This window comes from Clostridium paraputrificum (assembly GCF_900447045.1).
GTDB classification, from domain to species: Bacteria; Bacillota; Clostridia; order Clostridiales; family Clostridiaceae; genus Clostridium; species Clostridium paraputrificum.
In genome coordinates, this window is sequence record NZ_UAWH01000005.1 from 663,029 (window position 1) to 686,882 (window position 23,854).

At 30.0% G+C, this 23,854-nt stretch carries 24 protein-coding genes; 21 read left to right on the forward strand and 3 right to left on the reverse strand.

Annotated features, from left to right (window positions below; genetic code table 11):
* Positions 1-51: 51 nt before the first annotated feature.
* The 14 genes from DR024_RS03130 (at position 52) to folK (ending at position 13,607) form a co-directional block, all read left to right on the forward strand.
* The gene (locus tag DR024_RS03130) at positions 52-639 is read left to right on the forward strand and encodes a histidine phosphatase family protein (protein WP_027096745.1); all 588 of its coding nucleotides are present in this window, start codon (positions 52-54) and stop codon (positions 637-639) included.
* 68 nt (positions 640-707) lie between these two features.
* Complete coding sequence (locus tag DR024_RS03135) at positions 708-1,484, forward strand: class I SAM-dependent methyltransferase (protein ID WP_027096744.1); 777 nt, start codon at positions 708-710, stop codon at positions 1,482-1,484.
* Between the two features lie 232 nt (positions 1,485-1,716).
* Positions 1,717-2,496: a ZIP family metal transporter gene (locus tag DR024_RS03140; protein ID WP_027096743.1), complete on the forward strand. Its 780-nt coding sequence runs from the start codon at positions 1,717-1,719 to the stop codon at positions 2,494-2,496.
* A 16-nt stretch (positions 2,497-2,512) separates the two neighbouring features.
* Positions 2,513-3,277, forward strand: a complete 765-nt coding sequence (gene gpmA / locus DR024_RS03145) for a 2,3-diphosphoglycerate-dependent phosphoglycerate mutase (protein ID WP_027096742.1) — start codon at positions 2,513-2,515, stop codon at positions 3,275-3,277.
* Between the two features lie 23 nt (positions 3,278-3,300).
* Entirely contained in the window at positions 3,301-3,597 is a 297-nt protein-coding gene (locus DR024_RS03150; protein WP_027096741.1) for a YciI family protein, read from the forward strand.
* 960 nt (positions 3,598-4,557) lie between these two features.
* Positions 4,558-6,270, forward strand: a complete 1,713-nt coding sequence (locus DR024_RS03155) for an ABC transporter ATP-binding protein (RefSeq protein WP_111918147.1) — start codon at positions 4,558-4,560, stop codon at positions 6,268-6,270.
* Between the two features lie 14 nt (positions 6,271-6,284).
* Positions 6,285-8,096 carry an ABC transporter ATP-binding protein gene (locus tag DR024_RS03160; RefSeq protein WP_034865781.1) on the forward strand — a complete coding sequence of 604 codons (1,812 nt, stop codon included), beginning with the start codon at positions 6,285-6,287 and terminating at the stop codon, positions 8,094-8,096.
* A 143-nt stretch (positions 8,097-8,239) separates the two neighbouring features.
* Entirely contained in the window at positions 8,240-8,830 is a 591-nt protein-coding gene (locus DR024_RS03165; protein WP_055183423.1) for an anthranilate synthase component II, read from the forward strand.
* Positions 8,817-10,163 (forward strand): aminodeoxychorismate synthase component I, encoded by a 1,347-nt coding sequence (gene pabB / locus DR024_RS03170; RefSeq protein ID WP_055253379.1) that lies wholly within the window; start codon positions 8,817-8,819, stop codon positions 10,161-10,163. The genes DR024_RS03165 and pabB overlap by 14 nt, the downstream gene beginning before the upstream one ends.
* A complete protein-coding gene (locus DR024_RS03175; protein ID WP_055183419.1) occupies positions 10,163-10,909 on the forward strand; it encodes an aminotransferase class IV in 747 nt (248 codons plus the stop codon). The genes pabB and DR024_RS03175 overlap by 1 nt, the downstream gene beginning before the upstream one ends.
* Positions 10,899-11,456: a GTP cyclohydrolase I FolE gene (folE, locus tag DR024_RS03180; RefSeq protein WP_055183416.1), complete on the forward strand. Its 558-nt coding sequence runs from the start codon at positions 10,899-10,901 to the stop codon at positions 11,454-11,456. Before DR024_RS03175 ends, folE begins: the two co-directional genes overlap by 11 nt.
* 14 nt (positions 11,457-11,470) lie before the next feature.
* Positions 11,471-11,944: an HD domain-containing protein gene (locus DR024_RS03185; protein ID WP_027096734.1), complete on the forward strand. Its 474-nt coding sequence runs from the start codon at positions 11,471-11,473 to the stop codon at positions 11,942-11,944.
* Between the two features lie 18 nt (positions 11,945-11,962).
* A complete protein-coding gene (gene folP / locus DR024_RS03190; protein ID WP_065254512.1) occupies positions 11,963-12,772 on the forward strand; it encodes a dihydropteroate synthase in 810 nt (269 codons plus the stop codon).
* 10 nt (positions 12,773-12,782) lie between these two features.
* The gene (gene folK / locus DR024_RS03195) at positions 12,783-13,607 is read left to right on the forward strand and encodes a 2-amino-4-hydroxy-6-hydroxymethyldihydropteridine diphosphokinase (protein ID WP_055253382.1); all 825 of its coding nucleotides are present in this window, start codon (positions 12,783-12,785) and stop codon (positions 13,605-13,607) included.
* A gap of 43 nt (positions 13,608-13,650) precedes the next feature.
* Here folK and DR024_RS03200 read toward each other — a convergent pair whose 3' ends face one another.
* From DR024_RS03200 to DR024_RS03210, 3 genes are read right to left on the reverse strand one after another with little or no spacing between them, the layout of a single operon-like run.
* The gene (locus tag DR024_RS03200; protein WP_027096731.1) at positions 13,651-16,482 is read right to left on the reverse strand and encodes a sigma 54-interacting transcriptional regulator; all 2,832 of its coding nucleotides are present in this window, start codon (positions 16,480-16,482) and stop codon (positions 13,651-13,653) included.
* Between the two features lie 6 nt (positions 16,483-16,488).
* Complete coding sequence (locus DR024_RS03205; RefSeq protein ID WP_027096730.1) at positions 16,489-17,616, reverse strand: anaerobic sulfatase maturase; 1,128 nt, start codon at positions 17,614-17,616, stop codon at positions 16,489-16,491.
* A 16-nt stretch (positions 17,617-17,632) separates the two neighbouring features.
* On the reverse strand, positions 17,633-18,412 hold the full coding sequence (locus DR024_RS03210) for a sulfite exporter TauE/SafE family protein (RefSeq protein WP_027096729.1): 780 nt from the start codon (positions 18,410-18,412) through the stop codon (positions 17,633-17,635).
* A gap of 274 nt (positions 18,413-18,686) precedes the next feature.
* On the opposite strand from DR024_RS03210, the gene DR024_RS03215 reads away from it, so the two are divergent.
* From DR024_RS03215 to lacB, 7 genes are all read left to right on the forward strand, one after another.
* Positions 18,687-19,118 carry a PTS sugar transporter subunit IIA gene (locus DR024_RS03215; protein ID WP_027096728.1) on the forward strand — a complete coding sequence of 144 codons (432 nt, stop codon included), beginning with the start codon at positions 18,687-18,689 and terminating at the stop codon, positions 19,116-19,118.
* Positions 19,119-19,140: 22 nt separating this feature from the next.
* Positions 19,141-19,611 carry a PTS sugar transporter subunit IIB gene (locus DR024_RS03220; RefSeq protein WP_027096727.1) on the forward strand — a complete coding sequence of 157 codons (471 nt, stop codon included), beginning with the start codon at positions 19,141-19,143 and terminating at the stop codon, positions 19,609-19,611.
* A gap of 34 nt (positions 19,612-19,645) precedes the next feature.
* Positions 19,646-20,449: a PTS mannose/fructose/sorbose/N-acetylgalactosamine transporter subunit IIC gene (locus DR024_RS03225; RefSeq protein WP_055183408.1), complete on the forward strand. Its 804-nt coding sequence runs from the start codon at positions 19,646-19,648 to the stop codon at positions 20,447-20,449.
* Positions 20,449-21,261 carry a PTS system mannose/fructose/sorbose family transporter subunit IID gene (locus DR024_RS03230; RefSeq protein ID WP_027096725.1) on the forward strand — a complete coding sequence of 271 codons (813 nt, stop codon included), beginning with the start codon at positions 20,449-20,451 and terminating at the stop codon, positions 21,259-21,261. The genes DR024_RS03225 and DR024_RS03230 overlap by 1 nt, the downstream gene beginning before the upstream one ends.
* 131 nt (positions 21,262-21,392) lie before the next feature.
* Positions 21,393-22,871: a sulfatase gene (locus tag DR024_RS03235; RefSeq protein WP_027096724.1), complete on the forward strand. Its 1,479-nt coding sequence runs from the start codon at positions 21,393-21,395 to the stop codon at positions 22,869-22,871.
* A 15-nt stretch (positions 22,872-22,886) separates the two neighbouring features.
* Positions 22,887-23,315: a galactose-6-phosphate isomerase subunit LacA gene (gene lacA / locus DR024_RS03240; RefSeq protein WP_027096723.1), complete on the forward strand. Its 429-nt coding sequence runs from the start codon at positions 22,887-22,889 to the stop codon at positions 23,313-23,315.
* 12 nt (positions 23,316-23,327) lie between these two features.
* Positions 23,328-23,843 carry a galactose-6-phosphate isomerase subunit LacB gene (lacB, locus tag DR024_RS03245; protein ID WP_027096722.1) on the forward strand — a complete coding sequence of 172 codons (516 nt, stop codon included), beginning with the start codon at positions 23,328-23,330 and terminating at the stop codon, positions 23,841-23,843.
* The last annotated feature ends 11 nt before the right edge of the window (positions 23,844-23,854 follow it).

The window sequence follows — 23,854 nt, forward strand, 5'->3', positions numbered from 1 at the left end:
ACTTAAAGTAGTAAAATTATAGGGATGCATATTTAATATTGGGAGGTTACAATGAAGAAAACACTTTATTTAATGAGACATGGACAAACTTTATTTAATTTAAGAAGAAAGGTTCAAGGTGCTTGTGACTCGCCTTTGACACAAGAGGGAATTAGACAAGCAACCTTAGCCAAGGATTATTTTAAGGAAAATGGCATAGAATTTGATCATGCATATTCATCAACTCAAGAAAGAGCATGTGATACATTAGAGATAATTACAGATATGGAATATGTTAGACTTAAAGGGTTAAAAGAATGGAATTTTGGAACTTTTGAAGGAGAAAGTGAGGATTTGAATCCTAAGAATAGAAAAGGTGGAACCTATGGAGATTTTTTTGTCCAGTATAATGGTGAAGAAGATTTAGAAGTTCAAAAAAGAATGAATAAAACTCTTACAGAAATTATGAATAAGGAAGATCATGAAACTGTACTAGCTGTAAGTCATGGTGGTGCATGTTTTATGTTCTTAAGAAAATGGGAAGATATTTCTAAGAGAGAACCAATAAAATTTACTAATTGTTGTATTTTAAAGTTTGAATTTGAAGATAATGAGTTTAAATTTATAGAAGTTATTGATCCTTTAAAAAATGTAGTATAATAATTCTTAGAAATTAAGAGCCCTATAGCTTGTAATTTCTAAATATTATAAATGAGGGACATGATAATATGACAGTAGAATTAGAGAAATACTATAATAAATTTTGTGAAGATAAAAGATTAACTAGAAAGCATGGACAAGTGGAATATATAACATCTATGAAGTATATTCATGAATATTTAAAGGAAAATCAGAATGCCAAGATTTTAGATGTAGGTGCAGGGACTGGAAGATATTCTGTTCAACTAGCTAATGAAGGATATGATGTTACAGCGGTGGAACTTGTAAAGCATAATTTAGGTGTTTTAAAGTCAAAGGGAAGCACTGTTAAAGCTTATCAAGGAACTGCATTAGACTTATCAAGATTCTCAGAAAATACATTTGATATGACATTAGTGTTTGGACCAATGTATCATTTATATACAATTGAGGATAAAATAAAAGCACTACAAGAAGCTAAGAGAGTAACAAAGGTGGGTGGTGTTATCTTAGTAGCTTATTGTATGAATGAATATAGCATATTAACATATGGATTTAAAGAAAACCATATAAAAGAGTCTATTGCAAAGGGTAAGGTGAGTAAAGATTTTCATGTTATTTCAGAGCCAGAGGATTTATATGATTATGTAAGAATTGAAGATATTGATAAAGTTAATGAAGGTGCAGGAATAAAAAGAATAAAGCTGATATCCGCTGATGGTCCAGCTAACTATATGCGTCCAATTCTAAATTCTATGGATGAAGAAACATATAAACTTTTTATTGAGTACCACCTTTCAACTTGTGAAAGAGCGGATTTACTAGGCGCAAGTGCTCATACATTAGATATTTTAAGAAAAGAATAAGATATTATAAAATGACAGTATAAAAAAGTACTGTCATTTTTTATTATTTTGGATATTATGGTTATTATTAATTGTCAATTGATTTCTAAATACATACATTATTGTAATAAAATAAAAAGAATTAGATTAAATGCTTGATAAGTAAGAGGAATATGTATAAAATATTAATTAATAGAAATTATTAGCTAATAAAAATAGGCTAAATTGATTTTATATAAAGGGGGAGAAGGAAATGAATGTTTTAATAGGAATTTTAATTCCACTATTAGGTACATCATTAGGTGCGGCTGGTGTTTATGCCATGAAGAAAGAAATGAATAAGAAGATTAATAAAATACTTCTTGGATTTGCTTCTGGCGTTATGATGGCAGCGGCAGTATGGTCATTAATTATTCCTGCAATAGATATGTCTAGTGGAATGGGGAAGCTTTCTTTCGTTCCAGCAGCAGTTGGAGTAATGAGTGGAATTATATTTTTATTTTCTTTAGATAAAGTAATCCCACATCTTCATGTAGATAGTGATAAACCAGAAGGTACAAATAAATATAGTTTAAAAAAGACTACAAAGCTTGTATTAGCGGTAGTACTTCATAATATTCCAGAGGGGATGGCTGTGGGAGTTGTATTTGCATCAATCCTAAATGGAGGAGATACAATAACTCTTGCTTCTGCTTTTGCACTTTCTATAGGAATAGCAATACAAAACTTTCCTGAAGGTGCAATAATATCAATGCCTCTTAAAAGTGAAGGGTTAAGTAAAAATAAAGCATTTCTTTATGGTGCTTTATCAGGGATAGTAGAACCTATAGGAGCAGCAATCACAATAGCATTTTCTAGTATTATTACTCCTGTAATGCCGTATCTTCTTTCTTTTGCAGCAGGAGCAATGATATTTGTTGTAGTTGAAGAGTTAATCCCTGAAGCGGCAGAAGGAAATTCATCGGATATTAGTGCAATAGCTTTTTCTATAGGCTTTGTAATTATGATGATTTTAGATGTAGCATTATCATAGATAAGGAGGGTAAGCTATGAGATTGGTTATTATAAGACATGGAGAAAGTGAATGGAATAAATTAAACTTATTTACAGGGTGGAGTGATGTAGATTTATCTCCAGAAGGAAAAAAAGAAGCAATATTAGCTGGAAAAGCTTTAAAGGAAGAAGAAATCGATTTTGATGTTTGTTATACTTCTTATTTAAAGAGAGCTATCCATACTTTAAATTTAGTATTAGAAGAAATGAATAGAGATTGGCTTCCAGTTGTTAAATCATACAAATTAAATGAAAGGCATTATGGTGCATTACAAGGATTAAACAAAGCTGAGACTGCTAAGAAATATGGAGAAAAGCAAGTTAAAATATGGAGAAGATCATTTTCTGTAAGACCTCCAGTTTTAGATGAGACAAGCAATCAGAATCCTAAAAAGCAAGTACAATATAGTGGTATAAATAGACATGAATTACCCCTTTGTGAAAGTTTAGAAGACACAATAAATAGAGTTGTTCCTTATTTTAATAATGTTATAAAAAAGGACATGCTATCAGGCAAAAGAGTATTAATTGTAGCACACGGTAATTCAATAAGGTCACTAGTAAAATATTTTGAAAATCTTTCAGAAGAAGAAATATTAGAAGTAAATATACCTACAGGAATTCCATTAGTATATGAATTTGATGATGATTTTAGGGTTATAGAAAAGCATTATTTAGGTGATGAAGAGGAAATTGCAAAAAAGACTAATAGTGTATTAAATCAGGGGAATATTAAAAATAAGGAAATAGAGACCGTATAATAGTTATAGGAGGATGGGAGCAAATGAAATATTTTATTGTTGAAGGTATGCTTAAAGATTCTAGTCTAATTAATGATGATATTATGAAAAAACACATGGCTTATACCCAAAAAGCAATGGATAAAGGATTAATATTAATGTCTGGGCTAAAAGATGATATGAGTGGTGGAATATTTGTTATGAAAGCAGAATCTATTGAAGAGGTAGAGGGGTATTTGTCTGAAGAACCTTTTAAGGTTTTTGGTCTACAAGATTATAATGTTATAGAATTTTCTGTTCATTATTTCAACCAATTGCCTAATGAATGGTTTAACAAATAATATGTAAAAATATTAGAAAGAATAGATTGTTATTACCTTATAGAAATATCGTATTATTCAAAGATGAACTTCCTTCTGTTAAGTAGAGAAGGTGCAGTTCAAAATAGAAAATACGATATTTTTTTATTATAGTTATGATTATAATTAGAATTGTTTTCCTGGAATAGCCATTAAATATTTTAAATTGAAATAATTAATTTATTTATAGATAGATGCAAAAATAAATATTTATATATTTTTGTAAATATAACAATATAACAATATAACAATATATAAATATATAGGAAAAAAGCTAGCTGAGTGGAATTTATGATGTAATCATCAGTAAGTAAGTGGTAAATGAGAAATTATGAGAGTCATTATGGTAAATGAAATGATTATTACAAAATTGAGAAGTTAGTGGTTAGTTTATAAAGATATTTAGTAGGACGTGAAAATTATAATTAATGAAGGTTAAATATATTTGAATATAGGAAATTTAGAATTAGTCATAGAGAACCGTGTCATAAGTAAGAGGGGATTTACGGATACACTTTTTGATTGTAAAAAGACAAAAAGGTACCACTAGCCATTGTTATGTGTCTAAAGGAAGACACGAAAGATGACTTTGACAGATTACTTTATGAAAAAGTCCATTTTAGAGGAATTATCTCCAAATACTTATACAAATCATATACTAAGAAAGAAATGATTTTGATTTAAAGTTTTTGGTAGCAATACAACTTAATGGAAAAAGTTAAAAAGAAATAATAGCTATTATAATCGAAAAATATATAACACATAAAGTGTAGTTTCTCTAATGTATAAAAGGTATTATTTACTACTGATACTGCACTATTAATAAGCGAAAATTTTACTAAAATTCTATATTTCATAAGGTAAATCACAAAAGATAAACTCCTACTTGTATTAAGGTTATACAGGTAAGAGTTTTTATTTTCTAGAAGGGAGAAATATATAATGAACTTTTTACACAAATATTTTAAGAAATATTATAAGATGTTTTTTTTAGCGATAGGATGTGTAATGCTTGAAGTTTTATGTGACTTACTTCAACCTACATTAACATCTATTATAATTGATGATGGTATTTCTACAAATGATATGAGTATGGTTTTAAAGTACGGATTTATAATGATTGGAGTAAGTATTTTTGGAGCCTTCATAGCTATCAATAGAAATAGAGTTGCAACTACAGTCGCTCAAGATTTTGGAGCAGAGCTTAGATTAGATGTATTTAATAAGATACAAAGTTTTGATTTTGACAATATAGATAAGTTTGAAAGAGGTTCATTAATAACAAGGTTAACAAATGATATAACTAATATACAAAACTTTATATATGGGTTAATGAGGATATTTGTTAGAGCACCTTTGCTAGCTATAGGATGCATAATAATGTCTATAAGGTTGGATTTTAAGATGGCATTAATAGTATTAACTATAGTTCCAATAGTAGGTGGATTAATATATTTAAATTTAAGGTATGGATATCCGTATTTTCTTAAGGTTCAAAGAGCTATAGATAAGGTAAATGGAGTTATTAGAGAGTATTTAAGAGGAGTAAGAGTTGTTAAAGCCTTTAATCGTTTTGATTTTGAGGAAGAGAAATTTGAAAATGTTAATGATGATCTTACTTGTAAGTCTATAGCATCTATGAGATTTATGGCTGTATTTAATCCTATAATTACACTTATAGTAAACATAGCAATAGCTATTATAATTTGGAGTGGAGCTAGAAGAGTAAATTTAGGAACTATACAAGTTGGTAAGATAGTGGCTTTTATTAATTATATGACGCAGCTTTTATTTGCATTAATGTCAACTACAATGATTTTCTCAAGTTTAATACGTGCGAAAACTTCATCAGAAAGAATTAATGAGATATTCTTAGAAGAAAATAATGTTAAAGAGGTAAAGGATAAAACTTATAATTCTTCAGAAAAAGGAAATATAAAATATGAAAATGTTACATTTTCATATAAAAGATTAAAAGGTGATCCTATAATTGATGATATATCATTTACTTTAGAAAAGGGTATGACATTAGGTATTGTAGGGTCTACAGGGAGTGGAAAAACTACATTAGTAAATTTAATTCCTAGATTTTATTATGCTAAATTAGGAAGAATATTAATTGATGGAATAGATATAAGAAAGTATACTTTTGAAGAATTAAGGGCTAAGATTTCAATAGTTCCACAAAAGACAGTGCTTTTTTCAGGAACTATAAAGGAAAATATAAGATGGGGCAAAGAGGATGCCACAGACGATGAAATAGTAGAAGTGTGTAAAATTGCAGATGCTGATTCTTTTATAAGTGGATTTAATAGAGGATATGATTCTATTGTTGGACAAGGTGGTTCAAATCTTTCAGGAGGACAAAAGCAAAGAATATCTATAGCGAGAGCGCTTATAAAAAAACCAGAGATACTAATATTAGATGATTCAACATCAGCATTAGATACTGATACTGAATATAGAATAAGAAAATCATTAAAGAAATATTCAAAGGATATGACAACAATATTAATTGCTCAAAAAATTTCTTCTGTAATAAGTGCAGATAAGATAATTGTATTAGATCATGGGAAGATTGTTGGAGAGGGTACCCATGATGAATTAATGAGTAATTGTGAAACTTATAAAGATATCTATAAATCGCAACAATAAGTGAGGGGAAGAAAATGTCAGGTGATAAGACTTTTACTTCAGGAAAATCTAAAGCAAGTAGGTTTATGAGTAACAATGAAAAGCCTAAAAACTTAAAAAATACATTATCTAGGTTATGGGGATTATTTGGAAGAGAAAAAAGATTTTTTATACTAATATTTTTCTTAATAGCAGCTGATACATTAATATTACTTTTAGTTCCTTATTTAATAGGGAAAGCTGTAGATGTCATATCAGTTGGTGTTAATAATGTAGATTTTACAGTTGTAAAAAGAATAATTTATATATTAATATCTGTTTATGTTATTGATAGTAGTATAAATCTTATTCAGGGACTTTCTATGGCTGGTATCTCTCAAAGAATAGTAAAAAATATAAGAAAGGGCTTTTTTGACAAACTTCAAAAATTGCCTACATCATATTTTGATGGTAATTTAAATGGAGATATTATGAGTAGATTAACTAATGATATAGATAATATTAGTACTACAATATCATCTTCAATATCAACTCTTATGAGTAGTTCAATAAGTATAATAGGTTCATTAATAATGATGATTGTATTAAGTCCTATATTAACTATAGCAGGACTTATTACTGCGCCATTAGTTCTTATATTATCAAAAACCATTGCTAAGAGAACTAAGATATATTTTAAGGAACAACAAGTTGCTTTAGGAAATTTAAACGCACATATTGAGGAAAGTATATCTGGCTTAGAAGTTATTAAGGCTTTTAATCATGAAGAAAAAATAAAATCTGCCTTTGAAGATTTAAATAGAGATTTAAGGGTAAAGGGATATAAGGCACAAATTTGGACTGGATATTTAATGCCACTAATAAATGTAATAAATAATTTTGGATTTGCAGTAGTAGCTTTATTGGGAGGGATTTTAGCTGTTAGTAATATGATAACAATAGGTATAATTGCTTCATTTATAAGTTATAGCAAACAGTTTGTAAGGCCTTTAAATGATATTGCAAATATATTTAATACCCTACAATCAGCATTAGCAGGGGCAGAAAGAGTATTTGAAGTATTGGACCAAAAGGAAGAAGTAGAAGACAAGAAAGCATGTAAAAAATTAAAAAATGTAAGAGGAAACGTAGAGTTTAAAGATGTAAGTTTTGGTTATAATGAGGATAATATAGTATTACATGATATAAGCTTTAAGGTTGAGGAAGGTAAATCTTTAGCAATAGTTGGTGCTACAGGATCAGGGAAAACTACAATAGTAAATTTATTAACTAGATTTTATGAAATAACTGAAGGATCAATAACTATTGATGGGGTTGATATAAGAGATTATTCAAGAGATAGCTTGAGAAGCAACTTTGGGATAGTACTTCAAGATACCTATTTATTTTCTGGAACAATAAAGGAAAATATTATGTATGGAAAAGAGGCTGCAACAGATTTAGAAATAATATCTGCAGCAAAAATAGCCAATGCTCATAAGTTCATATCAAGGCTACCAGAGGGGTATGACACAGTCCTTTCAGAAGGTGGTAGCAATTTAAGTGCAGGAGAAAAGCAATTATTAGCTATAGCTAGAGCTGTATTATCAAATCCTTCAATATTAATATTAGATGAAGCTACTAGTAACGTAGATACTAGGACAGAGCTTAGAATTCAGCAAGCTATGTTGAATTTAATGAAGGGGAGAACAAGCTTTATAATAGCTCATAGATTAAGTACCATAAGAGATGCAGATAGTATTATGGTTATAGAAGATGGAAGGATAATTGAACTTGGAAGTCATGAGGAACTTATTGCTAAGGGTGGAAAGTATTATAATTTATATACTCTTAATAAGATAGGATAAATATGTTTATGTAGATATCACAGAGTGTAAATAGAATTATTTATAAAACAAAAAGTAGGAGTAGTGAATTTGCTGCTCCTACTTTTTGTTTTCATTTATGTTATAATGAGAAATGATTTTAGTCACAGTTTAAGGGGGTAAATATGTTACTAATGATAGATAACTATGACTCTTTTGTGTATAACTTAGTAAGATATTTTGAAGAGCTAGAAGAAGAGTTAGAAGTGGTTAGAAATGATAAGATAAATATAAATAATATAGATTTAAATAAATATAGTGGAATAGTTATATCTCCAGGACCTAAAAATCCTAAAGAAGCAGGTTTATCTTTAGATATAATAGATAAATTTAAAGGAAAGATTCCCATATTAGGTGTATGTTTAGGGCATCAATGCATTGGACACTATTTTGGTGGGGAAATACTTAAAGGCAAGGAGCCTGTCCATGGAAAGCTTAGCTATATAACTCATAATAATGAAGGAATATTTGAAGGTATTAAAAATCCTCTAAGGGTTACAAGATACCATTCCTTAGTGATATCAAAGGATAATCTCCCTTGTGAAATAAAGGTTACAGCAGAAACAGAAGATGGGGTTATAATGGGAATAGAGCATAAAAGCTATCCAATTTTTGGAGTGCAATTTCATCCTGAGGCAGAGCTAACAGAGGATGGTCACAAGATGCTACATAACTTTATAAATGAGTGTAAGAGGTTTAAGAATGGTAAACTTTAAGATAGAAGAATTAGAAAAATATTATGATCCGTTTCATACATATAGGCTTTTTAAGGATTTTAAGGAAAGTATATTTTTAGATAGCTCTAAGGAGGACATGGAATTATCTAAATTCTCGTTTATAGGTATAAACCCAATTTTGAATTTTAGGTCACAAGGAAATTCAGTTTACATAAATAATGAAAAGATAGAGTCAAATGATCCCTTTTCATGCTTAGAGGAGATAATGGAAAGATTCAGTTTTAAGGGAGAAAGTCATCTTCCTTTTATAGGTGGGGCAATAGGGTATTTTTCTTATGATATAGGTAGGATTTTAGAGGATTTGCCTAATACATCTAAGGAAGATTTTTTAATACCTGATAGCATTTTTAACATATATGAAAACTTAATTATATTTGATTTACATAGTAAGAAAACATATGTTACAGAGCTTGGATACATAGAAAATAGTACTAGATTGATTTTAGAGAAACTAAAGGAATATAGGGAGTTTGAAGAGGTAAGATTTGAGGAGAGTAACAATACCTTTTACTCAAATTTTGAAAAAGAAGAATATGAAGACGCTATAAGAAAGCTTAAAGATTACATCAGAAGTGGTGATGTTTATATAGCTAATATGACAAGAAGAATATGGTGTGAAAACACTTCTCCTTCTTTTAAAATATACGAAAAATTAAGAAGTATTAATAAAGCTCCTTTTTCAGCATATATGAACTTTGAAGATTTTCAAGTGATAAGTTCATCACCAGAAAGGTTCTTATCTGTAGTTGATGGAAAAGTTCATACAAGACCAATAAAAGGAACAAGACCAAGGGGGAAAAATCCTAAAGAAGATAAAGAGAATAAAGAGGCTCTTATAAATTCAAAGAAGGATAAATCCGAGCTTTTGATGATAGTAGATTTAGAAAGAAACGATTTAAGTAAGGTGTGTACTCCTCATTCTGTTAAAGTAACAGAGCTATTTAAAATTGAAGAATATGCAACTGTATTTCATTTAGTTTCTACAGTAGAAGGAAGATTAAAAGATGGGGCATCTTCTATTAAGTGCATAAAGGAGTGTTTTCCAGGGGGGTCAATTACTGGAGCACCTAAAATAAGAGCTATGGAAATTATAGAGGAGCTTGAAGGTCTTAAGAGAAATCTTTATACAGGTTCTATTGGGTACTTTGATATCCGAGGAAACTGTGATTTTAATATAGTAATAAGAACAATAATTAAAAAGGATAATAGGGCTTACTTTGGTGTTGGAGGGGGAATCACTTGGGACTCAAATCCTGAGGATGAATGGTTTGAAACAATTGACAAAGCAAAAGCCTTAATGAAGGTGTTATAATGAGAGAAATAGTTTATAATAGTGACAAAATTCTATTGGATGAAGGTACTTTCTTTGGACAAGGACTTTTTGAGACTATTCTTTGTTTAGATAAGCCTTTGTTTTTAAAAGAACATCTAAATAGGCTTGAAGAAAGTATGAAGAGTTTAGAGTTAGAAACTTTAGAGAAGAAAGAGCTTCTTGATTTTTTAGAAAATATAAATATAAAAAATAAGGTGTTAAAGATTTTAGTTACTCCTAAAAATATTATTATTACTGAAAGGGATAATCCTTATACAAGTGAGGATTATAATAGGGGGATGACCTTAAGGGTTTCAGAGGTTAGAAGAAATTCCACATCAAAAATGACCAAGATAAAGTGGAATGGATATATAGAGAACATCATTGAGAAGAAGGAAGCTATAAAAAATGGATATAATGATGCTTTATTTCTTAATGAAAAAGGTTTTGTTACAGAAACAAGCTGTGCTAATATATTTCTAATAAAGAATGGTGTTCTTTTAACACCTAAAATTGAAGATGGACTTCTAGGTGGTATAATTAGAGAGTGGATTGTAAGTAATTTTAATGTAATAGAAAAGAGTATTACTTTAGATGAACTTTACCATAGCGATGAAGTTTTTATTACCAACAGTTTAATGGGAGTAATAAAGGTAACAGGAATTAATGATAGAGTTTTTGAACAAGGGGATTTAACAAATATGATAAGCAGTAAACTAGGAGGGTTAATAAATAATGGTAGATAAGGAAAAAATAAAAGAAGGTGTAAAACTTATATTGGAAGCTATTGGAGAAGATACTAACAGAGAAGGTCTTATAGAAACTCCAGATAGAATAGCTAGGATGTATGAAGAAATATTTTCAGGAATAAATGCCACAGCAGAGGAACACTTAAAGAAGACTTTTGAAGTTGATAGAGATGACCTGGTTTTAGAGAAAGACATAACATTTTATTCAATGTGTGAGCATCATTTAGTTCCTTTCTATGGTAAGGCTCATATTGCATATATACCAAAGGGCAGAGTGGCCGGGCTTTCAAAGCTTGCAAGAACAGTAGAAACTTATGCTAAAAAACCTCAGCTTCAAGAAAAGTTAACTTCAGAAGTAGCTGATGCTTTAATGAAGTACTTAAATGCAGAAGGGGTTATGGTAGTTATTGAGGCAGAGCATATGTGTATGACCATGAGAGGGGTTAAGAAGCCAGGTACTAGAACTTTTACAACTACTTATAGAGGATGCTTTGAGGAAAACTATAATCTTAGAAGAGAAGTTTTAGATTTAATTCAAAGATAGGAGATTTAAAGACTTTGGATAAGGTTAATGAGATATTAAATAATAAAGATTACAAGGTTTATTTAGAGGAACTTAGTGAGCTAGAAAAGGAAAGAGTATTTTGTAATCATACCATAGAGCATTTTTTGGATGTTTCAAGAATTGCGTACATAAGAGTTTTAGAAGAGGGGCTTAAGTATTCTAAAGAGGTTATTTATGCAATTGGGTTATTACATGATATTGGAAGAGTTTTAGAGTATAAAGAAGAAATTCCACACCATGAAGGTAGTGTTATAATAGCTAAAGATATTTTAAAGGAAACTAGCTTTACAAAAGAGGAGAAGAATGAAATTTTAAAAGGAATAGAGAATCATAGAAAAGATAGTGTTGATGAGTTATCTAGAATTATATATGAAAGCGACAAGCTGTCTAGAAATTGTTTTTCGTGTAAATCTGAAAAAGATTGTTATTGGAGTAAAGAGAAAAAGAACTTTAAAATAAAGTATTAGAGAAAGGTATGAGGAAAAATGAAAATAGGAAATAAGGAATTTAACTTAGGTGAAAGAACTTATGTAATGGGAATTTTAAATGTTACACCTGATTCATTTTCAGATGGAGGGAAATTTAATGAGGTTGAACTTGCAGTAAAGCATGCAGAAGAACTTATTAGAGATGGAGCTGACATAATAGATATAGGTGGAGAATCTACAAGACCTAACTTTGCACCAGTAGGGGTTGAAGAAGAAATAAATAGAGTTGTGCCAATAATTAAAGCTATTAAGGAAAAGTTTGATATTATAATTTCTATAGATACATATAAGGCTAGAACTGCTGAAGAAGCAATAAAGGCAGGGGCAGACATTATTAATGATGTATGGGGATTTAAAAAAGATAAGGAAATGGCAAAGGTTGCTGCAAAGTACAATGTTCAATGTATCTTAATGCATAATAGGGAAGATAAACCTTATACTAATTTAATGAATGACATAATTATGGATTTAGCTGAAAGTATAGATATTGCACTTGAAGCAGGTGTAAAGAGAGAGAACATAATATTAGATCCAGGAATAGGCTTTGCTAAGACTTATGAAGAAAATCTAATTGTTATGAATAACTTAGAAAAGATAAAGAATTTAGGGCTACCAGTATTACTTGGAACATCAAGAAAGTCTATGATAGGATTAACTTTAAATTTACCTGTTACAGAAAGAGTTGAGGGAACAGTTGCAACTACTGTAATTGGAATAATGAAAGGTTGTGAATTTGTAAGAGTTCATGATGTTTTAGAGAATAAAAGGGCTTGTGTTATGACTGATGCAATACTTAAAGCGAAATAAGGTGTATAGAATGGATAAGATATATTTAAAAAACGTTGAGATATTTGCTAATCATGGGGTTTTTAAAGAAGAAAAAACTTTAGGGCAAAAGTTTATTTTAGATTTAGAATTAACTTTGAGTTTAGAAGAAGCAGGAAGAACTGGGGATTTAACTAGGTCAGTTCACTATGGTGAGCTTTGCCATGGTATAGAAAAAGAATTTGTGAAGGAATCGTATGATCTTATAGAAACAGCGGCGCAAAAGGTAGCAGAGTTTACTTTGTATAATTATCCCTTAGTTAAAGAGGTTAAGGTAACTTTAAAAAAACCTTGGGCACCAATAGGAAGACATTTAGATTATGCAGCAGTACAGATTGAAAGAGGATGGCATGAAGCATATCTTTCAATAGGAAGCAATATTGGAAATAAGGAAGAAAACTTACATAGAGCAATAGAGTTAATAAATTCTTATAAGGAAATAGAGGTTGAAAAGGTATCTTCTTTCTTAGTAACAGAGCCTTGGGGCTACTTAGATCAAGAGAAATTTGTAAATGCTGCTTTAAAACTTAAGACAATTCTTTCACCACAGGAACTTATGAAGGTTCTATTAGATATAGAACAGGAAATGAAGAGAGAAAGAATAATTAAGTGGGGCCCAAGAATCATAGATTTAGATATTATTTTCTATGATAATTTAGTGTTAGAAGATGAGTTGGTTACAGTTCCACATCCAAGAATGGAAGAAAGAGAATTTGTATTAAAACCTCTTAGTGAAATATGTGGTAATAAAGTACATCCACTTCTTAAAAAGAGAGTATTTAGATTATTAGAGGATATAGAAAAAGAAAACTGCTAGAATAGGCAGTTTTCTTTTTTGATGTAGATATAACTATAATTTTTTATGTTGTAGCTTGTTTATAAGCATCTTTTACTATTTCACATATATAGTAAAGTTCATTTGTTGGGATTGTTATATTCAAGTTATCAGTTAATTCTTCTAGCGCCCTGTTTGTTACGTTTACATACTTTTCATTATTTATAATATAGCTAGACATTTCTTCTTGAGGGGTTAAAATAAAGTCTTTAAGAAAAATTCTTTCTATAGCACAGGATAAATGAATAAAGATTTTTGTTATGCTAGAGTTTGTTAATACAATTTCTAAATTCTTTTCGATAGCATTTATAAAGTTAAAGACAAGTGGTTTTATCTTGTATGCTGAGAATATAGTTAAATACTTGTCTACAGCATCACAAGTAATATTTATTGCTATATCTTTTGTTAAGGTTGTAACTATTTTATTTTCAGTATTTTTATTTTGTACTCCTATTAAAGAAAGAAGTTTATTAACACCATTATGCAATACGATATCCTCCAAAGATATAAATGGAATATCGTTTGTATCTGGGTTTATACTACCTACAATAGCTATTGTTTTCTTATCAATAGATGTTCGATGTATTATGTCTCTAAGTTGAGTCTTACTTTCTAAATTTAAAGGAATTATTTCTATATCATAAATATTATTATCTTTTAATATATTCTTTAAGTTGTAATGAAGGTAGTTTGCCACGCCTTCACCTGAATTACAAACAGTATATATTAACCTCTTTTTATTTATTGAAAGGTGGTTCTCTATTTTTTTATTAAAGCTATAAGAAAGTTTGTTATTCATTCCTATTAAATCATGAAGAATATCATCCATATCACTCTTTAAAAATATGGACTTCCGAATAGCTTCGATAACTAATAATATATTAGTTGAATTAACAGTTACAATATTTATTCCAGTTTTCTCTTTTATGACTTCATCAAGAGTAGTTAGTGACCCCATATCAGCAAATAAAATTAATCCTCTTTTAAAGGTTCCTGGTTTTAATTTTTCTAAGAATAGAGGTAATATCTTACTTGCATCCTCAGTAAGAGGCATATCAATAGCTAAAGCAAAATTAATGCTAAGTAAGTCGTTAGCAACATCTGCTATATTACTAGCTAAAGAGTCTCCATGGGCGGCTATCATAATACCTACAGAATCAAAATTTTCTTTAGATTTTAAGGAATCTATTATAATCATTAGATTGTTAAGTTCTTCAGTTGGACAGTATATATTAAATTTAACTTCAAGAGTTTTAACAATCTTTTTGCAAACTGATTGAATTTCTAAAGGTATATCCAATAAGTCTGTAGTTTTAGAAATTTGTTTAGTATCACTATTGTAGTCTTTTAAATTTTTAAGATATAAAGCAAGTGCTGCATATGAACTTCTATCAATTACAAGATTTAAATCATCATATAAAATATCAGATAGAGTGGATATTATTTCTGATGTTTCATCATCTAAAAAATCTGGATACATTTTTTGTAATGTAAGATTTTTTGCAATTAGTTGGGTATAATCAGAAAAAGTTTTCTTAATATCTACATTATCCTTTCCTAAGATGTTTAATTGATTATTATAGAATTTTACAAAGTCATATGTTGGTGTGGGAGCCGTTTTAAAGATTTGGCTTCCAGGTGAAAATTTATATTCATTTTTATCTAAAAGAAGTTCAACTTTTTGTCTAGTTGAGATTTCTATGTTAGATAGAGTGTTGTTAGTATAAAGTGGCAATGAATCTTTGGTTATATGAACTTTATCTAAGTTGTTGAGTCTACTATCTAAATATGATCTAGCAACGGATAGTTGAATGTCACTTGCTAGTTGACCGATATTTCCATGAGGATTATATAGCATTAAGTCTGATAAACAGTTTTTATCAACATGTATAGGCATATTTATTTTTTTAGACTCAGCACTATATAAATTGTTAACTAGCATTAGTTTTTCACTTAAGGTTCTCTCTTTAAGACTAGGAATTCTTATTGATGATGGTATTCTCCTTAGGAATGTAGTAAGCAACATAGAGTTAGGATTTTCTGTCGTAGCTGCTATTATTAGGACCTTAGCAGTTCTCTCAGAGGAAGTTTCTCCAAGTCTTCTAAATTTTTGTTTATCAATATATAAGAAGAGCATTTCTTGCCCCTCTGGAGGAAGTCTATGGATTTCATCTAAAAATAAAACCCCACCATCAGCTTCTTCTATTAACCCTTTTTTGTCAGTATCTGCGCCAGTATATGCTCCTTTAACAGTACCAAATAATTGAGCAACTAATAGATTTGGATTATTAGCATAGTCGGCACAGTTAAATACCACAAAAGAGGAGTTTTTGCTAAACACATTATTTTGTACACCATACTCATACATGATTTCGGCAAATAGACTTTTACCAACACCAGACTCTCCAAGAAGTATAGTATGAAGTCCATTAGGATAAAGTATTGATGATTTACCTAACTTTACTATACCTGCTAAACTATGATTTGAACCTATTAATTTGTTAAAAGGATCTAAGTTATTAGTATTACTAACTTCTTTCTCATTTGAATAATCTAAAATTGGAACTAAATCTGCTAAAGAAGAGCATTCTAGACATTGGTCTTCTAAAAGGATTTGAAATATATTCTCAAAGCGCTCTCTGTCAAAATACTTAGTTGGTTTTCCTTTGATTTTTATAAGTAAACCATCTTTATAAAGTTTATTCAAATCTGAAGAGGCATTATTTCTAAGTATACTAAGTTTTTCAACTATATCTAAAGAGGAAATTCCTAAAGTTGGATTTTCTTTTATATCATTAATAGTAACGTTTTCACAAAAAGCCTCAATATGATTTTTTATGACATCAATTCTTAACACCCTAATCTACCTCCTAAAAGAAGAATTCTTAATTATAAGTGATAGATGTCTAAATTTATCTAAGGAATATGAATAGAAGTTATAGTAAGCTTCACAGAAATAATTAAGATTATCATTTTGGTTCTCTCTGTGACGTCTACAACCACCTCGACAAATTAACATATATTTGCAGGATTTGCATTTAGTACTTATTTCGGTGGATTCCTTTAAAAAGTTAATGGTTCCTTCATTTTTATGAATGTCGTCAAAGGAGTCTTTAAGTATGTTTCCAATATTGTAATTCTCGTAGGTATAAAAGTCACATGGATATACTGAACCATCACTTTCAATAATATGTTGACATGAGCATACTCCTCTCATATCACAAGCTTCGTAATCTTTATTTAAGAATAGTCCTAATATATTATCAAATAATCTTATGCTTACATAATTATTGTTTAATGCATCCTTATACCATAGATCAAATGTTTTAATGAGAAATTCTTCATACTCTTTAGGTGTAAGTGAATATTCTTCTAAAGTCATAGAAGTATTTTCTAAGGGTTCTAAACAAGGATTAAATTGAATGTATTTAAAGTTATTTTTTTTGTAGAAGTTATAAATGCCTTCAACTTTTTTACACAAAGCTGAGGTTATAACAGTAAGAATATTAAAGTCAACATCGTATTTTTTTAGTATAGTAATACCTTTATTGACGCTATTAAAACTACCATTATTTTTATAATCAAGTCTGTTTAAATTATGAATATCCTTATTTCCATCTAGAGAAATACCAACAAGAAATTTATTTTCTTTTAAGAATTCCCCCCATTCATCATTCAGTAGTGTACCGTTTGTTTGAATTGAGAATGAGAAGCTTGTACTATTGGTTATTTCTTTAGTGTATTTGATAAGCTCTTTATAAAATTCTAGGCCCACAAGAGTAGATTCTCCTCCTTGAAAACCTATAGAACAATGACCACCATTACAATAGTCAGTAGCTTTTAAAACGATTTCTTTAAGAGTAGAAAGTGGCATAAAGCCATAGTCTTTTATATCTCTTGCATCAGCAATAGAGTGATAGAAACAGTATTTACACTTTAAGTTACATTTACTAGATGACGGTTTTATCATTAAGCTTAAATTTCTTTTCATTTTTTAACCTCCCATATTAAATAAATACTGAAAGAATATTATAGAAATTTAATATAATTAATGCTATTAATACTACGTTAAATACTTTTAGAATGGTTTCGCTTGAATATAGCTTATTAAGCCTAGAACCTATTATTCCTCCTAGGATTCCACCCACAACCATAAATGGTAGCATACTTAAGTCAAATCCACTGAAACCAGAAGAAGTTGCAACGGTTACTAGCTTTGAAGCCTGAGAAAATAATATAGTTATTATTGAATTAACAGCTGCCTCCTTTGTATTCATTGAGAAGAATATTGTAAGAACACAAACATTTATTGGTCCTCCTCCTATGCTTAAGAAAGATGCTATTGCTCCTAAAAGCAACCCTATTGCTATACATGCTAAAGAATTTTCTATATGGTAGCTTTTAAATTTGTCTTTATTATTCATGTATATGTATACAAGAATTAGTAGTGTAGCTAGTACAAAGTTTTGTATTATTGTAACTGTTATTGGTTGCATTAAGGTTAAAATGAACTTTACTAGTTTTTCTCCTATAAGACCTCCAAAGATTGAACCTATACCAATAAGCACAGTTTTTCTTACTTCAATTTTGAATTTATAACGTATTTGCTTGATTATGGAAACTATAGCCATAGAAAAAACAGTGAATGACGATAATACACTTATTGTTGATAAGTTATAGTCGCCTAAGAAATCTAGAATGGGTTTTATTATTACCCCGCCACCAAGACCTGCCATTGAACCTAGGGTCGTAGCCCCTAAAGCAATAAATAAGTAAAGTAAATTCATTTGTTTTTCCTCCAATTCTAACTTTTGTAAAAAACCTATACTATCTATATTAATTTCAATTTCTATAATTTTCAAGCAGATTTCAAACTTATTAGAAAATAAAAAAAATACTATTTTATATGAAGAGTATTGGATTGATACTAATAAACAGTATTGTTTTTTTAAAAAGAGTATTAATGAGTATTATACTTGTTTGAAAACGTTATATACACTTGCAATACTGATTTTGGCACGGTACTTGCTTTAAATAAAGGCATAAGGAGGGAGTACATAAATGAAAGAAATAGGAATCATATTAATAAGTCATGGGCATTTTGCAGAGTATGCAATGAAGAGTGCTGAAATGATAGTTGGGAAGCAAGAGAAGTATAAAATAGTTTCAGTTACTGATGATAAGGATTTAGAAAATGTTTTAGAGGAGCTTAGAGAAGCTTATAAAGAATTAAAAGATGAAAGAGAAATAATTATTCTAGCAGATATATTTGGAGGGACTCCATGTAACGCTAGTTCAAGAATGATATTAGATGGATGCGATGTAGTAGTGTATACAGGATTTAATTTACCTGTTCTATTAGAACTATTATTAAACAGAGAGTTACCAACTGAAGCAATTAAAGAAAAGTTAGAAGAGGTTTATAAAGAAACATTTATAGATATAAACAAGAAGTTATCAGTAAAAGAAGAAGAGGAAGAAATAGCTTTATAGAGAGTTTAAGTAGGAAATAAAAATGGGTGTTAAATTAGTAAGAATTGATGACAGATTAATACATGGACAAGTTTGTTCAACTTGGATTGGAGACTATGGCATAGAACAAGTCCTAATAATTAATGATAAGGTAAGCAAGGATCCAGTACAAAAATCAGTAGTAGGACTTGCAGCTCCAGCAGGAGTAAGAGTTTTAGTATTTGGTGTAGATCAATTTATAGAAGTATTAAAGAAGAATCCAATAAAGAAGGATACTTTGCTGTTATTTACAACATCAACAGATGTATTAAAAGTAGTAAATGGGGGATTAGAAATTCAAAAGGTAAATGCTGGAGGAATGAGATACAACGAAACTAGAAAGAGACTTACAAAGTCAATTTCAGTAACCCCTGAAGAAGAAAGTGCATTTAAAGAACTTATGGATAAAGGCATTGAAGTATTTGTACAAATGGTACCTAAAGATGACGTAGTATACATGAAGGATCTAATTTAAAATTTATAAATAAATTAATAAAGGAGAGGTTATTATGTTAATCAAAGCATTATTAGTGGCTGTTTGGGCAGGTATATGTGCATGGGACCAATATGGACCACATTTAGGTTTCAGAAAACCATTACTTGCAGGTGCAGTAACAGGACTTATTTTAGGTGATTTAACTCAAGGTCTTATAATTGGAGCAACATTAGAATTAATGTGGTTAGGAGTAAACAACGTAGGTTCTTATGTTCCACCAGATGTTATTTCAGGTTCAGTAGTTGGTGTAGCAATTGGTATTTTATCAGGCGGTGGAGAAGCAACTGGTGTAGCTGTTGCAATTCCAGTTTCATTATTAGTTCAACAACTTGATATGTTATGTAAAACTATCAGTATTTCTTTAGTACACAAAGCAGATAAAATTGCTGAAACAGGTGACTTTGATAAGATTGACAAGCTTCAATATATGGGTGGTGGCTTAATTTTCTTAAGTAGAGCAGTACCAACATTTATAGCTGTATTTTTAGGAGCAAGTGCAATTGACTCTATTATGGCAGCAATACCAGCAAGCGTAATGACCGGTTTAACAGTTGCATCAAAAGCAATTCCAGCAGTAGGTATAGCAATGTTATTGACTATGATGCTTAAAAAGAATATGTGGATGTTCTTAATACTAGGATTCACATTAACTGCATACTTAAATTTACCTACATTAGCATTAGCATTAATAGGTGCATGTTTCGCAGGTGTTTATGACTTAATAATGAACAATAAACAAAAAGAATCATCTGTTAATAAAGCAGCGACAGTATCTATTGAAGTAGAAGAAGGTGTAGAAGGAGGCTGGGATCTATAATGGCTAACTTAATTGATAAAAAGGATTTAAAGAAAGTATTTTGGAGATCACAAATATGTCAATTCTCTCATAACTATGAAAGAATGCAAAGTTTAAGTACAGTTTATATATTAAAGCCAATATTTAAGAAGCTTTATAAAGATAAATCAAAAGAAGAAAGAGCTAATGCTATGAAGAGACACTTAGAGTATTTCAATACTCATCCAATAGCAATGCCTTTTATCTTAGGTATCGTAGCAGCAATGGAAGAGACAACAGATGAAGATCAAAAAGAATCAGTAATCTCAATGAAGACAAGTTTAATGGGTCCTTTAGCTGGTATTGGAGACAGTATGCTTAACTTCACATGGATGCCTATAGCAGGATCAATTGGTGCGGCATTCGCTTTAGATGGAAACATATTAGGTGCAATATTAATGTTCTTAATGATTAACTGTTTATACTTCCCGTTAAAGTATTATGGTGTAACTAAAGGTTATTCTAAAGGGATGGAAGTTTTAGGTGGAGAAGATAACGGAAAAGGTATATTTGACAGATTAGCAAATATGGCTAACGTTCTTGGAGTTATTGTTGTTGGTGGATTAATTGCAACAACTGTAAAAGTAACACTTGGTGTTCAGATTGCAGCAGGAGAAAATCCTTTAATGTTACAAGAAATGCTTGATAAAGTAATGCCGAACTTACTTCCATTAGCATTAACATTCCTTTGTTACTATCTATTAAAGAAATCTAACGGTAAGAATGCTGTTTGGGTAATATTCGGAGTATTAATAATAGCAGTATTATTGTCAATGGCTGGAGTTATAGTATAGAAGTAAAAGAATATGTGAACTTAAAAATTTAAGGTCACACCTAAAAATTATTGTAGACAAGCTGATAAGTATATTATTGCTTGTCTACAGTAATATGAATTAAAACTTAGTAAATTTGGAGGGGATTTTATATGAGAACAGTCGTAGTTTTAATGGATACATTAAAGAGAAATATGATGGAAGTCTACAATAATGAAACTTGGGTAAAGACTCCTAATATAACTAAATTCTCTAAGGAAGCAGTTACATTTGATAATCATTGGGTTGGATCTGCTCCATGTATGCCTGCAAGAAGAGATATACTTACTGGACGTTTGAACTTTTTAGAAAGATCTTGGGGACCAATAGAACCATTTGATATAACGCTTCCTAAAGTATTATCAGAAAAGAATGTATTTAGTCATATAGTAACAGACCATCCTCACTATTTTAGATTAGGTGGAGAGGATTATGTTCAACAATTCTCTACTTGGGACTTCTATAGAGGACAAGAAGGAGATCCATGGATATCAAAAATTGATGATCCATCATTTATGCCAGATGATTATTATGGAAAATTAAGAAGACAATATCAATGGAACAGAACAAAGTGGGAAAGACAAGAAGATGAATATCCAACTCCTAAGACATTTAATGCAGCCTGTGAATGGCTTGAAGATAATAAGGAACATGATGATTTCTTCTTGATGGTAGAAACTTTTGATCCACATGAACCATTTGATGTTCCAGAAGAGTATATGAAGATGTATGGTTGTGAATATGAAGGACCATATTTTGAAACACCAAATTATAAAGAAGTTGATGTGCCAGATGATGCCTTAGACTATATAAATAAGAGGTATGCCGCATTACTTACAATGACAGATAAACATTTTGGAAAATTAATAGATAAATTAAAGGCTCTTAATATATATGAAGATACTTTAGTTATAGTAACTACAGACCATGGATATTTCTTAGGTGAAAGGAATTACTTTGGTAAGAATTATATGCATATGTATAATGAGTTAGCTCACATTCCTTTATTAGTACATTTCCCAGAAGGAAAGATGGCAGGAGAAAGAGTGAATGTATTAACTCAAAATATTGATATTATGCCAACAGTTCTAGATTATTCAGGAGTAGAAATTCCAGAAGATGTTCAAGGAGCTTCGTGGAAACCAATTCCTGAAGGTAGAGAATATAACAGGGAGTATGCTTTATATGGTTACCATGGAATAGCAATGAATGTTACAGATGGTGAACATACATATTTTAGAGCACCTAATAAAGAAAATAAGCCATGCTTTGAATATACATGCATACCAACAACAATTAGAAAGTATTTAGGAAAAGGAAGAGAGAAGGAAATAGAAATGGGTAGGTTCTTAAAGAGAACAGATTATCCTGTTTATAAAATTCCAATAGAAAATCCTTCAATACTAGATAATGTTGATGATGCTTTGAAATATACTTCTGAAAGTAAGTTGTTTAATATAGTTGAAGACTATCCTCAAGTAAATCCAATAAAGGATGAAACTTTAGAAAACAAATATATTGACCTTTTAAAAAGAGGATTAGAAGAAATGGATGCTCCAAAAGAGCAATTTGAAAGACTAAATCTAAAATAGTAGGAGGAAAATTCGATGAAAGTAATAATTGCATCAGATAGCAAAAGTGTAGAATTTAAAAATGGTATAAAGGAAGACTTACTTAACAAAGGTTATGAAGTCATAGATAAAACAGAAGGAAAAGAAGTTGATTTTTATGATGCCTCAAATTTAGTATGTGAAGCAATTCTTAATAAAGAAGGGGTAAGAGGTATCGTAGTAGATGAATATGGTACAGGTTCCTTTAATGTGTGTGCAAAACATAAGTATATAGTATGTGCACAAGTAGCTGATGAACATTCAGCTAAGATGACTAGAGACCATAATAATACTTCAATAATAACAATGGGTTCTAAGGTTACAAGTTTAGAAATTGGAAAAAGAATTTCAGAAAAATTCGTTTCATCTGAATACTCAGGTGGAAGACATCAAATAAGAGTAGATATGTTAAATAAAATGGCATAGGAGGAAAAAGAAATGATTATATCAGTTGGATGCGACCATATAGTTACACATGTTAAAAATAGCGTAGTTGAGTATTTAAAATCAAAGGGGCATGAAGTTATAGATAATGGTACTTATGACCATGTAAGAACTCATTATCCAATATACGGAAAGGCTACTGCTGAAAAAGTAGTAAATGGAGAAGCAGATTTAGGAATAGTAATCTGTGGTACAGGAGTTGGTATAACTAATTCAGCAGCTAAGATTAAGGGAGCTAGAGTTGCTCTAGTAAGAGATGTTGAAACAGCAAGATATTCTAAAGAAGAATTAAACATAAATATTCTTGGTTTTGGTGGAAGAATTACTGGGATTGGATTAATGGAAAACATTATTGATGTATTCTTAGAAACTGAATACAAGCCAACAGAAGAAAACAAGAAGTTAATTGAAAAGATAGATAACATGATAGAAAAAGATTATGCAAATGGTGATGAACATTATTTTGATGAGTTCAATGAGAAGTGGGAAAGAGGAGAATATCACGATTAATATTTAGGGGG